Consider the following 16,842-nt stretch of genomic DNA (forward strand, 5'->3'; position numbering starts at 1 on the left):
TATGCCGAGGTCGCGGTTGACGCCCTCGCTGCACGGACGGCAAATGCCGACGATGAGGATCTTGTCGGCCAGAATCGGAAGCACGCGCGGATGAGCCAGCGCCAGCTTCCGATCATCCTGGCGCTGGGCACCACGCAGACCCTGGCCTGGGCCTCCAGCTATTATCTGCCGGCGCTGCTCGCCGATCCCATGGCGCGCGACCTCGGCGTCTCCTCCAACTGGATCTTTGGCGCGTTCTCGGCCTCGCTGGTGATCTCGGCAATCCTCGGCCCGCGCATCGGGCGGCAGATCGACCTCGTCGGCGGCCGCCAGGTGCTGTCGGCCTCGAACCTGACCATTGCCGGCGGTCTGGTGCTGCTCGGGGTCTCGCAGTCGGTCGCGGTGATGGCGATCGCCTGGCTCGTGCTCGGCATCGGCATGGCGATGGGACTCTACGACGCCGCCTTCGCCGCGCTCGGGCGCATCTACGGCACCGAGGCGCGCCGGCCCATCACCGGCATCACGCTGATGGCGGGCTTCGCCTCCACCGTCGGCTGGCCGCTCACCGCCTGGGGCATCGCCCATATCGGCTGGCGCGAGACCTGCTTTGCCTGGGCCGCCGCCAACATCCTGATCGGCCTGCCCCTTAATTTCTTCATGCTGCCGGCGATCAAGGGCGCCAAGCAGGCGGCGGCCGCGGCCGCGAAGCCGTATGTGCCGCTCGACCGCACCATGCTCCTGCTCGCCTTCATCTTCGCGGCGGTCTGGACCGTCACCGGCGCCATGGCCGCGCATTTCCCGCGCATCCTCGAGACCACAGGCGCAACGCCGGCCGAGGCGATCGCGGCCGGCGCCCTAATCGGCCCGGCGCAAGTCGGTGCGCGCATGTTGGAGGCCGGCTTCCTCAGCCGCTTCCACCCTCTGTGGTCGACGCGGCTTGCCTGCCTGACCCATCCGATCGGCGCGGTGATCGTGGCGATCTTCGGCGGCGCCGCGGCGAGCGCGTTTGCGCTGTTCCACGGCTCCGGCAACGGCATCCTGACGATCGCGCGCGGCACGCTGCCGCTGTCGATCTTCGGCCCGAAGGATTTCGGCTACCGTCTCGGCATCATCGGTGCTCCCGCACGCATGGCGCAGGCTGTGGCGCCGCTGGCCTTCGGCCTCTTGATCGATCTGATGGGCGCCAAGGTGCTGATCGTCTCCTCCGCGCTCAGCCTCTCGGCGCTGGCGGCACTGTTCCTGATCCGCACCAGGCCGCGGCCGGATTGACCGGGCCGGAGCTTTCGCGCACAACCGAGCCATGAGCGACGACAACAGCCCGCCCCACACCTTCAAAGGCCTGCTGCGCTGGGCGACCACGCCGCCGCAGGCCTGGGGCGTCTATCTCCTCGCGGTCCTCCTGGTCTGGCTGCTCTCGTTCTATGCCGGCACGCTGAAGCCGAAGCAGACGCCGGAGCCGAGCCCGCCCGCGGCGACCGCGCCGAAAACCTGATCCGAGAAGCTAGTCGTAAAATTCCGGCGCCAGCTTCTGGCTGTCGCGCTGGGCCTTGTCGTGGTTGATCCAGAGCTGCGCCCTCTCCTTGGCCAGGGTGTCGGCGATCTTCTGCATCGAGGCCGCGGTCTGGTCCTTGTCGACGTTCATGCTGGGCACGCGGCGATTGTCCCAATTGTCCCTGAAGTGCACGGCGTCGCCGGACAGCACCACCGCTCCGGTCTTCGGCAATCTCACCAGCAGCGACTGGTGCCCGGGCGTGTGGCCGGGCGTCGACAGGATGGTCACGCTGCCGTCGCCGAAGACGTCCTTGTCGCCCGCCGGTGAGCAGCTCCACGGGGTGCGATGGCTTGAAGCGCGGCGCGTTGTTGGCGCCGGGCCAGTCATATTCGGCCTTCTGCACGTAGAGCACCGACTGCGGGAACAGCTCGACATTGCCGATATGGTCCGGATGCGTGTGCGAGACCGCCATGGCCTTGACGTCGTCGGGCTTGACGCCGAGCTGCTCGAGCTGGGCGGCAAGCGTCTTCGGCCGGCGCCAGGTGACGGCCTTGGGATCGGCAGGCACGAGACCGTTGGGCATGGCGGCAACGGCGTCGGCGATGCCGGTGTCCCACAGGAACCAGCCCTTGCCATGCTTGATCAGATAGCAGGTGTCGACGAAGTCCATCGTCTTGCCTTCGTTCAGCCCCGGCGTCCAGCGCGAGATGTCACCCGCGGTGCCCTCCCCGCAATTGAGCACGTAGAGCTTCTCGACGCCGGTCTTGTCCGATTGCGCGTGCGCCGCGGAACCGGACAGAGCGAGTGCTGCGATGGCGAGTGCGAGCGTGATCCTGGGCATCATTGTTCCTCCCGTACAGCCATGCAGGCCGTGACCGAGGATCAACCCCGGCCCGTTCACAGAATTCCCGCAAGGCCGGCCTCAATGCGGGCAGGTCTCGACCTCCACCGTGACGTGGCTGAGGCCCTTCAGCCCGGCGAGCCGCCGCTTGTAGACCGCCGGCTGCTTCGGCTCGTCCGACACCACCGAGAGCAGCACGGCACAATGGCCGGGGCCGACCTGCCACAGATGCAGATCGGTGACGCGGTCGTCGCCGACCTCCATGCGCGCGCGGATCACCCGCTCCAGCTTCTCGTCGGCCCGCACGTCGAGCAGCACCGCGCCTGACGACTTGACCAGCCCGAACGCCCAGCTCGCGATCACCACGCTGCCGATCAGGCCGACCGCGGGATCGGCCCAGACCCATCCCGAAGACATGGCGACCGCGAGCGCGGCGATCGCCAGCACCGAGGTCGCGGCATCGGTCATGACATGGACGTAGGCCGCGCGCAGATTGTTGTCGTGATGACGATGGTGATGGCCATGGTGATCGTGGTCGTGGCCATGATCGTCGTGATCGTCGTGATCGTCATGGGCATGACTGTGGCCGTGCTCATGGCCGTGGTGGTGATCATGGCTGTCGCGCAGCAGCCACGCGCTGGCGAGGTTGACGCCGAGGCCGAGGACGGCGACCGCCATCGCCTCGCCATAGACGATCGGCACCGGATTGATCAGCCGCAGCACGCTCTCATAGGCAATCTCGACCGCGATCAGGCCCAGGATGATCGCGCTGGCGAAGGCGGCGAGATCTCCGAACTTGCCGGTGCCGAAGGTGAAATGCGCATTGCCCAGGTGCCGGCGCGCGAAGCGGTAGGCGAAGGCAGCAATGCCGAGCGCCGCCGCATGTGTGCCCATGTGCCAGCCGTCGGCGAGCAGCGCCATCGAACCGAACAGCGAGCCGGCCACGATCTCGCCGGCCATCATCACCAGCGTCAGCACGACCACGAACCAGGTGCGCCGCTCGTTCGCGTCGTGCTTCTCGCCCAGGAAGGCGTGGTCGTGGGTCCATTGTTCGACGGAATGGGAATGCATCGAATTCTCCCGAAGATTCAGGTCTGTCGGCGCGCAATATAGACGGCGGGCACCAATTTTCTAAGGTCCAATCGTCCCGCGGATTGACAGTGCAACTTAGTTTCGGTGTAATCTGCGCCATGGGGATTTGAGCGATCTCCCCACGAGGCGACAAGCCCAAGCATCGCGTCCCGTTCGGTTGTTGCGAGGACGCACCATGTCTACATTCACGACCATATCATCTGACAAATTGGCACGGTTGATCGGCACCGCGAATACGCCTGTCCTGATCGACGTGCGCACCGAGGAGGATTTTGCCGCCGACCGGCGGCTGATCCCGGGCTCCATCAAGCTCAGCCACGAGAATGTGACGGACTGGGGCGGCGACTTCGCCGGCCGCCGGGCCGTCGTCTCGTGCTTCCGCGGTGAGAAGCTTGCCCAGGGCACAGCGGCCTGGCTGCGCCAGCTCGGCGTCGAGGCCGAGACGCTGGAGGGGGGCTTCGAGGGCTGGAAAGCGGCCAAGCTGCCGCTGCTCGACGCCCGCAAGCTGCCGCCACGCGATGCCAGGGGACGCACCGTGTGGGTGACGCGGGCGCGGCCGAAGGTCGACCGCATCGCCTGCCCCTGGCTGATCCGCCGCTTCGTCGATCCAAACGCGGTGTTCCTCTATGTCGCTCCCTCCGAAGTGGTCGCGGTCGGCGAACGTTTCAATGCGGCCCCGTTCGACATCGAGAACGTGTTCTGGAGCCACCGCGGCGAGCTCTGCACCTTCGACGTCATGATCGAGGAGTTCGGCATCGCCACCCCCGCCCTGCTCCGGCTGGCGACGCTGGTGCGCGGCGCCGACACCGCACGGCCGGATCTCGCGCCGGAGGCGCCCGGCCTGCTCGCGGCATCGCTCGGGCTGTCGCGGATGCATGACGACGACCTCGAACAGCTCGAGGCCGGCATGACGCTGTACGATGCCTTCTACCGCTGGTGCCGCGACGCCACCACCGAGACCCACAACTGGCCGACCAACAAGGTGAAGGCGTAATGGACACCCGCAACGTCCAAGCAGGAGCTGATGCCGGTCACGGCATCAGCTTCAACGAAGCCTTCCGCGTCTGGCTTCGCGTCGCCTGTCTGAGTTTCGGCGGGCCCGCGGGCCAGATCGCGGTGATGCACCGCATCCTGGTCGAGGAGAAGAAGTGGATCTCCGAAGGCCGCTTCCTGCATGCCCTGAATTACTGCATGCTGCTGCCGGGCCCGGAAGCGCAGCAGCTCGCCACCTATGTCGGCTGGCTGATGCATCGCACCGCCGGCGGGCTGATGGCGGGCGGGCTGTTCATCCTGCCCGGCATCATCGCCATCATGGCCTTGAGCTATGTCTACGCCGCCTTCGGCAATGTCAGCTTCGTCGAGGCGCTGTTCTTCGGGCTGAAGGCCGCCGTGCTCGCCATCGTGGTCGAGGCCGTGGTGCGCGTCGGCAAGCGCGCGCTGAAGAACCGCATCATGATCGCGCTCGCAGCCATCGCCTTCGTCGCGATCTTCTTCTTCGCGGTCCCCTTCCCCATCATCATCATCGCCGCCGGCCTCATCGGCTATGTCGGCGCGCGAGCTGGCCGGCCGGAATTCGCGCCGGCCGGTCACGGTCCTGGCGGCAGCGGCGCCGCGATCGACAGCATGCTCGGCGAGGCCGTGCCCGACCACGTCAAGCCCGACACCGCGCGCGCGATCCGCGTTGGCTCGCTGTGGCTCGCGCTCTGGCTGGTTCCGGTGATGGTGTTGCTGCTCGCGCTCGGGCAAGGCAGCGTCTTCAGCCAGATCGCGCTGTTCTTCTCGAAGATGGCGCTGGTCACCTTCGGCGGCGCCTACGCGGTGCTGGCCTATGTCGCCCAGCAGGCGGTCGAGCACTATCACTGGCTGAAGCCGCACGAGATGCTGGACGGCCTCGGCATGGCCGAGACCACGCCGGGCCCGTTGATCATGGTGCTGCAGTTCGTCGGCTTCATGGCGGCCTATCGCGACCCGAGCGGGCTGTCGCCGATGCTCGCGGCCACGCTCGGCGGCCTGCTCGCAACCTGGGTCACCTTCACGCCCTGCTTCCTCTGGATCTTCGTCGGCGCGCCCTATATCGAGCGCCTGCGCGGCAACATAGGCCTCGCCGGCGCGCTCAGCGCGATCACCGCGGCCGTGGTCGGCGTGATCCTCAACCTCTCGATCTGGTTCGCCCTGCACACGTTGTTCCGCGAGACGGTGCCGGTGCAGGCGTTTCCGCTGAATTTTGATATGCCGGTGCTGACAAGCGTCGACATCCCCGCGCTCGTGCTGGCGATCGCGGCGGCGACGGCGATCTTCCGGTTCAGGCTGGGAATGCTGACGGTGCTGGCGGGCAGCTGCGCGGCGGGTTTGGCGCTGAGGCTGGCGGGTGTGATTTAGGGCAATCCGGCTGCCATGACCGGTAGGCATCGAGAGGTGATGTTGCAGCCGACAGCGCTTCATGGCCGCTCTGGGGCCAGAAGCTGCCATTCAACGCATCGAAAGTGGCCGCCATCGGTGAGCGATCCTAGTGTGCTCTGCGAAGCGTTTTGAGAACTGCCTTTGTGTCCTCGATGTACTCTTGTACAACCTGCCGGGCTTCATCGTCGCGGGATCGCTTAGGAGGTTGAGGGCATTCTTTGCGGAGTTCTTTGTCAGACATAGGCTCACGCGAAGTGGAGAGCGGCGTCCTTAGAGGCAACCTCAGTTCTTCGTTAAAGGCTTCGGCGGCTGGTCGGCTATGGCCTCTACGTCAACGGGAGGAAGCTCGCCAGTGCGGTCTTTTATGTCTGCCGCGCGCTGCACCAAGCCAGCAGCCACCTTGGGATCCTTTGTGGTTTTTGCCATGCGCAGCAACGTCGCTGCGGCCTCGCGGGCGAAATGGTTGAAACGTGACACGATGGAACATCCGGACGCTTTGACGTGGGATGATTCAAGGGACCGAAGTTTGTTCCGAGTTCGGTGTAAAAATGCACACACATGCGACAAAAACGCCTCAGCCCGGGGGCTGGGCCGGCTAGGCCTTCGGGTGTCGGCACCACGCTGTTTCAAATCGTGATCCGATACCGCCGTGTCGCAGGCGCCGAACAAATCCTCCAGTTGGTATGTGCCGGTGAATAGAGGGAGACCGCTTCAGCGGCCTCCCTCTTGTCGATGGGAGCGGACGGAGCGGGGTTTATCGCTTCTCGCCACCACTCCCTAGTTCGCGCAGACCTTGATGGTCTTCATCCCGCTCTCAGCTTCGGTGCGTGTCTTGAACGCCTTGCCGTCGCCAACAACGACGGTGGTAGTGGTGGTCGGCTTCTTGTCCACGATGGTGCACTTCTTCGTGGAGGTGTCTTGCACTACATAAAATTCCGTCTGGGCGTAGGCGGCGCCGGTCATGATTGCAGCGGCAGCCGCCGAAATGAGAAGCTTCTTCATGGTCGTCTCCTCCATTGTGAGTGTGTCCCTACGCAAATTATCGAGCGGCGTGGATTCTCCACGGCTGGAAACTACGTCTCGGGTTCACTACTCTGTAGAGATACTAAAGGGACGACATGAACGCAGGCCGAACAGGCAGTTCAGAGATCGTTTATCGCGAGGTTACCGATCTTCGACTCACAGGCGCACCATTCCCGACTTCGGGCTTGGGTCAGAAGGCCAAAGACTCAGCGCAAGCAAATCTCGTCCGTTGCGCCCACTAAGCCGACCATATTGAGGGTTGTCGTCACTTCGCTGATGTCGCGTCGATTTGGCGCTGCGACGGGCGCTTAACGCAGGAACGTCCTCGTAGCTGCCGAGTTAAGCGGCCAAAACCACCTGTGAGGGAGACAAAGTCATGGCCCGCGCAACAGCCCACCCGGATCATCACTGCATCTCGAGCGAAGACATTCAGGGAACCGAGGTGTATGGAGCGGATGGAAAGAATATCGGTGAGATTGATCACCTCATCATCGACAAGGTGTCAGGCCGCGTAGCTTATGCCGTCATGAGCTTCGGCGGATTTGTTGGCTTGGGTCACAGCCACTACCCCATTCCCTGGAGCGCTCTGAGGTATGATACGTCCCTCGAAGGCTTCCGAACCAATATCACAGAGCAACAGCTCAGGGACGCGCCGGAGTTCAGCGATGACTCCTGGGAGGATCGAGATTGGGAAACGCGAACTCACCGGTATTACGGGACGCCCACTTACTGGGAAGGGCGAGGCGGCCTGTAACGCCAGACGACGCGCGGGAATTTTCCAATCGTGAGTGTCAGCCGAATTGATCGGCCGAGCCTCGTTGGATGCTGTCGGATCGACTCCCGACCAATGCTAGCATGAGGTTCGCTGGAGACCTCCAGCGAACCTCAGGCAGCTTGGATTGATGGGCCTTGAAGCGAAACAACGCCTGCCGCCGCATCGGCGGAGGCGGAGGATGCGGCTGATTGGCTTTGCTCAGCTTCTCTCTAGAGTCATCAGCTTCTCTCAGAAGCGGGCCTCGGCGGCCATTGCCGTGAAGGTCAGCTACGGGCCCAACTGGCGACATGACGCGAATATGAAAGAAGGTCCGACAAAGCGCGACGGCCCCGCCGACGCACCGTCAACTGGGGCCGTCGATGCTCCGGATGGGGGGCAAAGAGGGGCCGGAGCAAACTGGCGGTTAGCGACCGCGGACGCCTACGCGCAACTACCGGGTCCGCCGTCGTCTCACCAGCCAGTACACGCCGTATCCAACGGCGAGAATAGGAAGACCGGCGCCCGCAATCGGTCCGGGGGCTCCCCTCACTTGGCCGGGCGCGTCGGAACAATTCCCGTTGCCGTTGCAAGCCGATGCAGATGGCATGGTCATCGCCAGAGACAACGCAAATGCTGCTGCGGAAAGAACGCCCCAGGTTATCTTCATGGATGTTTTCCTCTTAGGCCCCCGAGGCGCCGGTATTTAAATATATTTAAAAATTATATCTCAGTTACAAATTAATACAAGAGCCGGTCCCGGCTTCAAACCGAGGGGATCGTCCGAAAACCTGCGACTTGGTGGCGCGGTAAAGATCCGCAGCGGGTCAACGAAAGCGGACATTCTGACGGTTGAGATGAAGGGCAACTCCGGCCTCGATCTCCCTGTTTCAGAGGTCCACTGCCCGTCGGGCAAAACAGCCCGGTCAGTTTGAGCACACCGCCTGTCAAGCTCCATCGCGCAAAATATTCCACTTTACCGAAATTCGGATTTATCGTACAAACCGGTCACCCTGGCCCGAGACGAGGGGCGGATCGCGATCGTCACGAACCGCGGGCTGGGCAGCGATGGACGCGACGGCGTCGGCGCAACGGGCGTTGCAGGGCGGGACACCGTGAGCAATGGCCTGCCGCGCATACGACACGGCGCTGACAGCGTCTTCGCATGGCTTCGGGGGCGAGCACACGCCACCCCTCGGAGCGACATGCGAGGACGTGCGCGGACGGAGAAGTCGTGTGGTCCCGACGCCCGGGGTTCTGGCGTCAAGTCTTGCGGTGATGTGGCGGCCCGACCTGGCCCGCGCGTCAGCCAGCCGCAAGGCGACGGGGGCAATAGTGCAACGCTCCCCGAGGAGAGCACGAAGGACACCGTTAAAACCATTCGCGCAGGGAAGGCCGGGCGACCGGCATCACCTGTAGTCCACCCCGTGTGCATCTTCTGTCGCGCACGGACTCGGGTGCCGCCGACGCCCGGCCTTCCCTGCGCCCTCGTCTTTCTCGAGGGCGTGCCGTGAAGCAAAACTCGGGCGAGACGCGCCGCGGGAAGGCGATGCTGCGTCTGCTGTTTGAATGTGAATTGGAGACGGCGGCCCCACCCCTTGCTCCGTCATTGCGAGGAGCTCGCGACAAAATTGCGAAGCAATTTTGCGCTGATGCGACGAAGCAATCCAGACTGCATCTGCGGAGAGATTCTGGATTGCTTCGCTCCGCTCGCAATGACGCGGAGAAGCCGCGAGCACCACACTCGGTGTCATCGCCCGGCTTGCCGCCTTCGCTGAAGCTTCGGCGTGCCGAGCGTCCGTGTAGGCCTCGGCGTAGCCTTGGCGGAGCCGGGACCGGGCGATCCAGTACACCGAGACCAACGTGATTGAGAAGATTGGCCACGGCGTACTGGATGCCCCGCCTGCGCGGGGCATGACACCATCCTTGTGGCGCTACCGCATCATCATCCGCGCGATCGCCTCCCCGATCACCACCGTGGTGAAATGCGTATTGGCGCGGCAGTCGGACGGCATGATCGAGGCGTCGGCGACGCGCAAGGAAGCGATGCCCTTCACCGTGCCGTCGGGGTTGACCACACCGTCGGCGTCACCAACGCCGCTCATGCGGCAACTGCCGGCGGCGTGCTGGATGTCGCCGGTCTCTCGGCGCAGCACCGCGTCGAGCTCGCGGTCCGGGAGGCTGGCGGCCTGCGGCAGCGTCAGCTCGGTGTCGGCGAGCCGGATCCAGTCGGCGATGCCCGCCAGCGCCGGTTGCGACGTGATCACCGCAAGGCGCTTCACCGCGTCCATCATGCGCAGCATGTCGCGGGGATCGGCCAGCATGTTCTCCTCGACGACAGGATCGATCGCGGCATCGGGCGAGGCCAATCTGAGCGTGCCGCGGGAATACGCGTTGAACAGCCCGGCGCCGATCGCGCCCGGCACGCCGATGCCGCGATGATTGAAGGCGATCAGGATCATGTCGCGCTTGCCGCCGTCGGCGAGCCCGGAGGAATAGGTCACGCAGCAATTGGTGTGACGGGTGTCGGGATCGGTGGGGCGGAGATCCTCGCGGAGCTGGATCGTGGCGCGAAACAGCGGGTGATCGAAGAAGTGCCGGCCGACCGGCAGGTCACGCGCGACCGCAATGCCCATCGCCTTCAACTCCTCGGCCGGCCCGATGCCCGAACGCAGCAGGATCGCCGGGCTGTGGATGGCGCCGGCGCACAGCACGATCTGGCGCGCGCCGATCTCGTGGGTGCCCTGCCCGTCGATATGAACGCGGACGCCGGTCGCGCGGCCGTCGCTGATCAGCACGCGATCGACCAGCGCATGGCCGCGGATCTCCAGATTGGCGCGGCCGCGCGCCGGCTCGAGATAGCCCTCATTGGTGCTGATGCGGCGCAAGTCGCGGCTGTTGATGGGATAGCAGGCGACGCCCTCGCCGTCCGGGCCGTTGAGGTCGGCACACCAGGGATAGCCGCTCGCCAGCGCCGCATCGCGCAAGCCGCGATCGATCGGTCCCCATTTCTCCGGCGGCGCGCGATAGACCGGCAACGGCCCGCCGCGGCCGTGGCCCTCGGCGTCGCCGAACTCCAGGTCGTCCTCGATCACGGAGAACAGCGGCATCACCTCCCTGGCCGACCAGCCGGTGCAGCCATTGGCGGCCCATTCGTCGAAGGCATCGGCAACGCCGCGGATGGCGATCTGGCCGTTCATCATCGACGAGCCGCCGAGCCCCTTGCCGCGCCAGTAGAAGCGCGGCTCCTGACCGGCGACCCGGCGCGACAGAAGGTCAGGCCATTGCCATTTCTCCTGGTACTCGCGCTTGTGGATGATCGGGATCGGGTTCGGCGTCGTCACCTCCCACGGTGCATCGTCCGCGCGCCAGTCGCGGCCCGCCTCCAGCAACAAAACGCGCCGTGCGGGATCCTCCGACAGCCGCGCCGCAACCGCAGCGCCGGCGGAGCCGCCGCCAACAACAATGACATCGTACATCGCGTTACTTCTCGACATTCCAGAACACCGGGATGGCGGACGGTATCAGACCGCGCAAGGTCGCGCGATAGGCGGCCGGCTGCGCGAACTGGCCCCAGGGAATTCCGGGAGCCTGATCGTACATGACGGCCTGGATCTCGCCTGCGATCTTCTTGCGGTCCTCCTCGGCCGGCGCCTTGGCGAAGGCTTCCATCAACGGCGTGATGCGCGCATCGCATTGCCAGCCGGTGAAGTCGGCGCAGTTGAAGGCAACCATCACATTGGTCAGCGGCGAGCCCAGATCGAAACCGCCGGCGTGAACGCCGTAGACGCTCCAGCCCTCCTTCTTGGCGCGGCGCGCCAGCACGCTCGCCCAGTCCATCACCTGCAGATCGACGTTGAAGCCGGCGGCCTTCAGCCGCTCGGCGAGCACCTGCGCCGAGACGCGCGGGGCTTCGAGATCATTGGCCTGCATGACGACGACGGGCTCGCCGGCATATTTGGTCGCCTTCAGCGCGGCCTTCGCCGCCTCGATCGAGGGCTTCGCCGCCGCCTCGGTGCCGGCCTTGCTTTCATAGGTGGTGCCGCAGGTGAAGAACGTCGCGCAAGGCGTGGCGTATTTGGCATCCAGCCCGAGCGCATCCAGCACTTCGCGCTGGTCGACCAGCTTCCACAGCACGCGCCGGATCGCGGGATCGTCGAACGGTTTGGACGCGGCGTTGAGGCGGTAGGCGCCTGCGAACATGTTGCCGCCGGTGAAGTTGACGAGCTTGACGCGGGAGTTCTTCTCCAACTGCGGCAATAGATCGAACGGGGCGTATTGCATGAAGTCGACTTCGCCGGCCTGCAGCGCGGAGGCTGCGGTCGCACCGTCAGGAATGACGCGGACCTCCAGCGTGTCGACATTGACGCGCTTGCCGCCGGCGAGGAAGTCGGCGGGCTCGGGGCGCGGTACATAGTCGGCGAACTTCTTCAGGATCATGCGATCGCCGGTGCGGTGATCGGCCTTGCTGTAGACGAACGGGCCGGAACCGATGATCTCGGTGATGCGCTGGTCGCCGGGGGTCTTGGCGATGCGCTCGGGCATCATGAAGGCGACGGGGCTGACGGGATTGCCGAGCGCGTCGATGACGAGACCCGACGGCTCCTTCAACGTCAGCACGAAAGTCTTGGCATCGGTGGGTTCGAGCGACGCCGTGATCGCGAAGATGCGGCGGCCGAGCGCGCTGCGGGTGCCCCAGCGGCGCAGCGAGGCCACGCAGTCGGCCGCGGTGACCGGCTGGCCATCATGCCACTTCAGGCCATCGCGCAGGGTGAAACTGTAGGTCAGGCCATCGGGCGAGACTTTCCAGTCCTGCACCATCTGCGGTTTGATGTCGCCCTTGGAGTCCTTCGCAAACAGCGTATCGAACACCATGTAGCCAAACGTGCGCGAAATATAGGCCGTGGAGAAATGCGGATCGAGGGTGACGATTTCCGCCTCGAGCACCGCGACGAGATTCCCCGCCGCATGCGCGGGCGCCGCGGCCAGCGCGAGGCCGAACAGCGCGGGGATCAAAGACTTGAGTTTGAACATTGGTTTCTTCTTGCCTTGGCGAAACGGATACGGTCGCCAGCAAAAAGCAATGTTCGTGCCCACACGGCAGAAGCACGTATGCGCACACGGCTATCAGCCGCGCGTTTGCGGCTACACCGTCGGTGTCATCGCCCGGCTTGACCGGGCGACCCAGTATTCCAGAGATCCTGCGATGATACGGAAAGGCCGCGGCGTACTGGATGCCCCGGTCAAGCCGGGGCATGACACCTGTTGCGTGGCGACGGGCTGCGCCCTACCCGATGCCCCGGCCGAACTTGTTCGACTTCGGGAAACCCTTCGGCGGCAGGCGGCCGGCGTCGGCGCGGGTGCCTTGCCACTCGCTGAGCTCCTTCATGGTCGCGGAGAATTCGCGGCCCGCGGAGTCCTTCCAGGTCAGGCCGGCCTTGGCCTCGAACACGGTCACGTCCGAGAGGCCGCCGTCCTTGTACTTCTGCAGGCGCACGCCGCGGCCGCGCGCCATTTCCGGCACCTGGTCGAGCGGGAAGACGAGCATCTTGCGGTTCTCGCCGATCACCGCGACGGTGTCGCCGATCACCTCGGCGATCGCGCGCGCCTCGTTCGGCATGTCGACGTTGAGGACCTGCTTGCCCTTCTTGGTGGTGCCGACGCAATCGTCCTCGTTGACGACGAAACCCTGGCCCTCGTGGCTCGCGACCAGGAATTTCCGTCCGCCCTTGTTGACGAACAGCGCGACGGGCGCGGCCTCCTGCTCGAGGTCGATGAACAGGCGGATCGGCTCGCCGTGACCGCGGCCGCCCGGCAGCTTGGCGACGTCGAGCGTGTAGAACTTGCCGTTGGTGGCGAGCAGCAGCAGCTTCGAGGTCGTCTCGGCGAAGAAGGCGAAGCCGAGCTTGTCGTCCTGCTTGAAGGCGAGCCCCGAGAGATCCTCGACATGGCCCTTCATGGTGCGGATCCAGCCCTTGTCGGAGACGACGACCGTCACCGGCTCGCGCTCGACGAAGGCCTCCTCGATCGCGGCGAGATCGTGCTCGGGCGCGTCGGCAAAAGTGGTGCGGCGCTTGCCGAGCGGCGTCTTCGGCCCGAACATGTCGCGGACCTTGCCGACCTGCTCGCCGACCTTCTTCCACTGCTCGGCCTCGGAGGCGAGCACCGCGTTGATGCCCTTGAGCTCGTTGCGGAGGTTCTTGTCCTCGGTGCGGATCTCCATCTCCTCGAGCTTGCGCAAGGAGCGCAGGCGCATGTTGAGGATGGCTTCGGCCTGCACCTCGGTGAGCTTGAACGCCTTCATCAGCTCGGGCTTCGGCTCATCCTCGGTGCGGATGATCTTGATCACCTTGTCGATGTTCAGATAGGCGATCAGGAAGCCGCCGAGGACTTCGAGCCGGTGCTCGATCTGCGCCTTGCGGTAATTGCTGCGGCGGATCAGGACGTCGCGCAGATGGTCGAGCCATTCGCGCAAGGCCTCGGCAAGGCCCACGACCCTCGGCACCTTGCCCTTGATCAGCACGTTGAGGTTCAGCGGAATCTTGTTTTCGAGCTCGGTGAGCCGGAATAGCGATTCCATCATCAGGGCCGGATCGACGTTCTTCGACTTCGGCTCGATCACGATGCGGACGTCTTCGGCCGACTCGTCCCTGATGTCGCCGACCAGCGGCAGCTTCTTCTGGTCGAGCAGCTCGGCGACCTTCTCGATCAGGCGCGATTTCTGCACCAGGAAGGGAATCTCGGTGACGACGACGACCCAGGTGCCGCGCGCGCCCTCCTCCTGCTCCCACCTCGCCCGGACACGGAACGAGCCGCGGCCGGTGGCGTAGGCCTCGGCGATCGCCTGCTTGGAATCGACGATGATGCCCCCGGTCGGGAAGTCCGGGCCCTTCACCCACTTCAGCAACGCCTTGGATTTCGCGTCGGGCTTCTCGATCAGATGCAGCGCGGCATCGCAAAGCTCGGCGGCGTTGTGCGGTGGGATCGAGGTCGCCATGCCGACGGCGATGCCCTGCGCGCCGTTGGCGAGCAGGTTCGGAAAGCCGCCGGGCAGCACGACCGGCTCCTTCGACTGGCCATCGTAATTGGCGCGGAATTCGACGCCGTCCTCGTCGATGCCGTCGAGCAGAAGCCGCGCGACGTCGGTCATGCGCGCTTCGGTGTAGCGGTAGGCGGCCGGGTTGTCGCCGTCGATATTGCCGAAATTGCCCTGGCCGTCGACCAGCGGGTAGCGCGAGGAGAAATCCTGCGCGAGGCGCACCATGGCGTCGTAGATCGCCTGGTCGCCGTGCGGATGGAACGAGCCCATCACGTCGCCGACGATCTTGGCGGATTTCTTGAAGGCCGTGCCGGGGTCGAGCCGGAGCAGGCGCATGCCGTAGAGGATGCGGCGGTGCACCGGCTTCAGGCCGTCGCGCGCGTCGGGCAGCGCGCGGTGCATGATGGTGGAGAGCGCATAGGCGAGATAGCGCTCTTCCAGCGCTTCCCGCAGCGGCACCTCGTGAATTTCGGCCGGTTCTTCCGGCGGAACGATTCGTTTTCCCATGCCGCCCGGTTAAACCGTGGAAGGGAATCGGGCAAGGATGGATTGGTTCCCTGTGGGCGGGCTAGTGCCCTGCCCAGCCGGCTGTCACGGTCTGGGTCTTGTCCTGGGCCGGTGCCGGCGCATTGGTCAGGCAGCGCCGGGCGGCCTCGATTTCAGCCTCCGTCGCCCCCTTCGACCGCGCCCATGTCTCTGCGGCGGCAGCGGAATATTTGGCCACATAGTACCGCACGACAGTGCAGGACGCCCGGCGAAACGCGCCGGGTTGCGGCTCGGCGGCCATGGCATCAGGCGCGAACGCGAACAGCGCCGCGGAAAAGGCGAATCCCCTGATCAACATTTAGGCTGTCCCCGTTGTGGAACCCAAGGGCGAACCCGATGACCCCGATTTCGTTCCCGTGGAACTCCCTGTGAGAGGGCAAGGCAGAGTCCCGTTTCGCTCATGGCGCGGGAATCGCGGCCCTCGCCTGTTGCCGGATCAGGGCGTTGATGAAGCCCGCGCGCGCATCGGAATGGCCCTGCCCCCGCGGCTCCAGCACGTGACGCAGCAGGAACAGGCCGGTGAGTCGAAATCCGTCCTGGAGATCCTGCTCGGTCAGGTCGCTGGCGGTTTCGCCCTGACGCAGAAACGGCGGCAGGCGCAACAGGCGGTCACGCCAGGGCTCGCCCGCGCTGCGCGACACCGCGCCGCCCGATTTCGGCGAGACGTAGATCAGCTCGGCGGTCTCGCCGGTCACCGCACAATTTTCCAGCGCCAGCCCGAAGCCGAGCTCGGCGAGCATTGCCAGCTCGAAATGGATGAGGTGCACGGCCGCGCCCCCGATGTCCTCGAAATCGTCGAGCGAATGCTCGAGCAGCGCAAATATCTCCTCGTGCGGATCGCGCTCCGGCAGCAGGCGCGCGATCGAGGCGAGATGGGTGACGCCGTAGACGCCGTGGGACGATCCGAGCAGCGTGGCCGCGCGCAGCTTCAGGCCCTCGATCGTATAGGTGCCGAGATGCTCGTCGAGCCGCGCCCGCCAGACCGCGCTGACGCTGTTCCCCGGCTGCAAAAGCGGCCGCATCCGCGAACTGGCGCCGCCGCGCACGAGGCCGAGATGCCGGCCGTGCGCGCGCGTCAGGAGCTCGACGATGGCGCTGGATTCGCCATGCCGCCGCACCCCCAGCACGATGCCTTCGTCGGTCCATTCCATAGGGGAAAGCTTATCGCATTTCGAGCGGCTGTAGGGTGGGCAAAGCGAAGCGTGCCCACCAATTTGATCGACGGCGCACGATGGTGGGCACGGCGCGCGCAGGCGCGCCTTTGCCCACCCTACGGCACCGTGTAAGTCGCTACGCGTTGAACCAGCCCTGTGCGTCGCCGGTGAAGGAGAAATACAGGCCCATCGTGGTCAGCGCGCAGGAGACGATCTCGATCGCGCTGTCGAGCTCCAAGCCCCTCGCGCCGATGATCTGGCCGAGCGAGATGACCGACAGCACGAGCGCGGCCGCCAGCACCCAGCGCGGCCAGTTCTTGCGTCCATGCGCGGCCAGCCGGACGAAATAGAGAAGGAGCAGGATCATGCCGCCGGCGAGCAGGGTCCCCGTCATGATCATCTGCTCGGTCATCTCGGCATTGGGCGTGCGGTCCTGCGCCGCAACGGACAAGGCGTCCAGCATCAACGATGCGTAGAGCAGCGCTTCGAAGCGCCTGACGTTGCTGGGCACGCTCATCGGATACC

Annotated in this window: 14 protein-coding genes and 1 pseudogene; 5 read left to right on the plus strand and 10 right to left on the minus strand. The window is 65.3% G+C overall.

The genetic code is table 11. The features are described from left to right. Positions 1-90: 90 nt before the first annotated feature. Both D6B98_RS19320 and D6B98_RS19325 read left to right on the plus strand, forming a co-directional pair. The gene (locus D6B98_RS19320; RefSeq protein ID WP_126258718.1) at positions 91-1,248 is read left to right on the plus strand and encodes an MFS transporter; all 1,158 of its coding nucleotides are present in this window, start codon (positions 91-93) and stop codon (positions 1,246-1,248) included. A gap of 31 nt (positions 1,249-1,279) precedes the next feature. After that, the gene (locus D6B98_RS19325) at positions 1,280-1,471 is read left to right on the plus strand and encodes a hypothetical protein (RefSeq protein ID WP_126258531.1); all 192 of its coding nucleotides are present in this window, start codon (positions 1,280-1,282) and stop codon (positions 1,469-1,471) included. 9 nt (positions 1,472-1,480) lie between these two features. Here the strand turns inward: D6B98_RS19325 and D6B98_RS19330 are convergent. Beyond that, positions 1,481-2,315: pseudogene (locus tag D6B98_RS19330) on the minus strand (N-acyl homoserine lactonase family protein). A 78-nt stretch (positions 2,316-2,393) separates the two neighbouring features. Further along, positions 2,394-3,383 (minus strand): CDF family Co(II)/Ni(II) efflux transporter DmeF, encoded by a 990-nt coding sequence (gene dmeF, locus D6B98_RS19335; RefSeq protein WP_126258532.1) that lies wholly within the window; start codon positions 3,381-3,383, stop codon positions 2,394-2,396. 196 nt (positions 3,384-3,579) lie between these two features. On the opposite strand from dmeF, the gene D6B98_RS19340 reads away from it, so the two are divergent. Both D6B98_RS19340 and chrA read left to right on the plus strand, forming a co-directional pair. Beyond that, a complete protein-coding gene (locus tag D6B98_RS19340; protein ID WP_135169429.1) occupies positions 3,580-4,398 on the plus strand; it encodes a chromate resistance protein ChrB domain-containing protein in 819 nt (272 codons plus the stop codon). Then, positions 4,398-5,783 (plus strand): chromate efflux transporter, encoded by a 1,386-nt coding sequence (gene chrA, locus D6B98_RS19345; RefSeq protein ID WP_126258534.1) that lies wholly within the window; start codon positions 4,398-4,400, stop codon positions 5,781-5,783. The genes D6B98_RS19340 and chrA overlap by 1 nt, the downstream gene beginning before the upstream one ends. Before the next feature lie 303 nt (positions 5,784-6,086). Here chrA and D6B98_RS19350 read toward each other — a convergent pair whose 3' ends face one another. Further along, positions 6,087-6,281, minus strand: coding sequence for a hypothetical protein (locus D6B98_RS19350; protein WP_126258535.1), 195 nt, complete (start codon positions 6,279-6,281; stop codon positions 6,087-6,089). Positions 6,282-6,581: 300 nt separating this feature from the next. Further along, entirely contained in the window at positions 6,582-6,806 is a 225-nt protein-coding gene (locus tag D6B98_RS19355; RefSeq protein WP_126258536.1) for a hypothetical protein, read from the minus strand. A gap of 397 nt (positions 6,807-7,203) precedes the next feature. On the opposite strand from D6B98_RS19355, the gene D6B98_RS19360 reads away from it, so the two are divergent. Continuing rightward, positions 7,204-7,581: a PRC-barrel domain-containing protein gene (locus D6B98_RS19360; RefSeq protein ID WP_126258537.1), complete on the plus strand. Its 378-nt coding sequence runs from the start codon at positions 7,204-7,206 to the stop codon at positions 7,579-7,581. Positions 7,582-9,512: 1,931 nt separating this feature from the next. On the opposite strand, the gene D6B98_RS19370 is transcribed toward D6B98_RS19360, so the two are convergent. The 6 genes from D6B98_RS19370 to D6B98_RS19400 form a co-directional block, all read right to left on the minus strand. Continuing rightward, on the minus strand, positions 9,513-11,057 hold the full coding sequence (locus D6B98_RS19370; protein ID WP_126258719.1) for a GMC family oxidoreductase: 1,545 nt from the start codon (positions 11,055-11,057) through the stop codon (positions 9,513-9,515). Between the two features lie 4 nt (positions 11,058-11,061). Beyond that, on the minus strand, positions 11,062-12,612 hold the full coding sequence (locus tag D6B98_RS19375) for an ABC transporter substrate-binding protein (protein ID WP_126258538.1): 1,551 nt from the start codon (positions 12,610-12,612) through the stop codon (positions 11,062-11,064). Positions 12,613-12,865: 253 nt separating this feature from the next. Further along, positions 12,866-15,124, minus strand: coding sequence for a DNA topoisomerase IV subunit A (gene parC / locus D6B98_RS19385; protein ID WP_126258539.1), 2,259 nt, complete (start codon positions 15,122-15,124; stop codon positions 12,866-12,868). Positions 15,125-15,185: 61 nt separating this feature from the next. After that, complete coding sequence (locus tag D6B98_RS19390; protein ID WP_126258540.1) at positions 15,186-15,461, minus strand: hypothetical protein; 276 nt, start codon at positions 15,459-15,461, stop codon at positions 15,186-15,188. A 100-nt stretch (positions 15,462-15,561) separates the two neighbouring features. Continuing rightward, positions 15,562-16,314 (minus strand): DNA repair protein RecO, encoded by a 753-nt coding sequence (gene recO, locus D6B98_RS19395; protein WP_126258541.1) that lies wholly within the window; start codon positions 16,312-16,314, stop codon positions 15,562-15,564. 139 nt (positions 16,315-16,453) lie between these two features. After that, positions 16,454-16,834, minus strand: coding sequence for a hypothetical protein (locus tag D6B98_RS19400; RefSeq protein ID WP_126258542.1), 381 nt, complete (start codon positions 16,832-16,834; stop codon positions 16,454-16,456). Between the last annotated feature and the right edge of the window lie 8 nt (positions 16,835-16,842).

It is taken from the genome of Bradyrhizobium sp. LVM 105 (assembly GCF_003957705.1).
In the GTDB taxonomy this organism is placed as follows: domain Bacteria; phylum Pseudomonadota; class Alphaproteobacteria; order Rhizobiales; family Xanthobacteraceae; genus Bradyrhizobium; species Bradyrhizobium frederickii.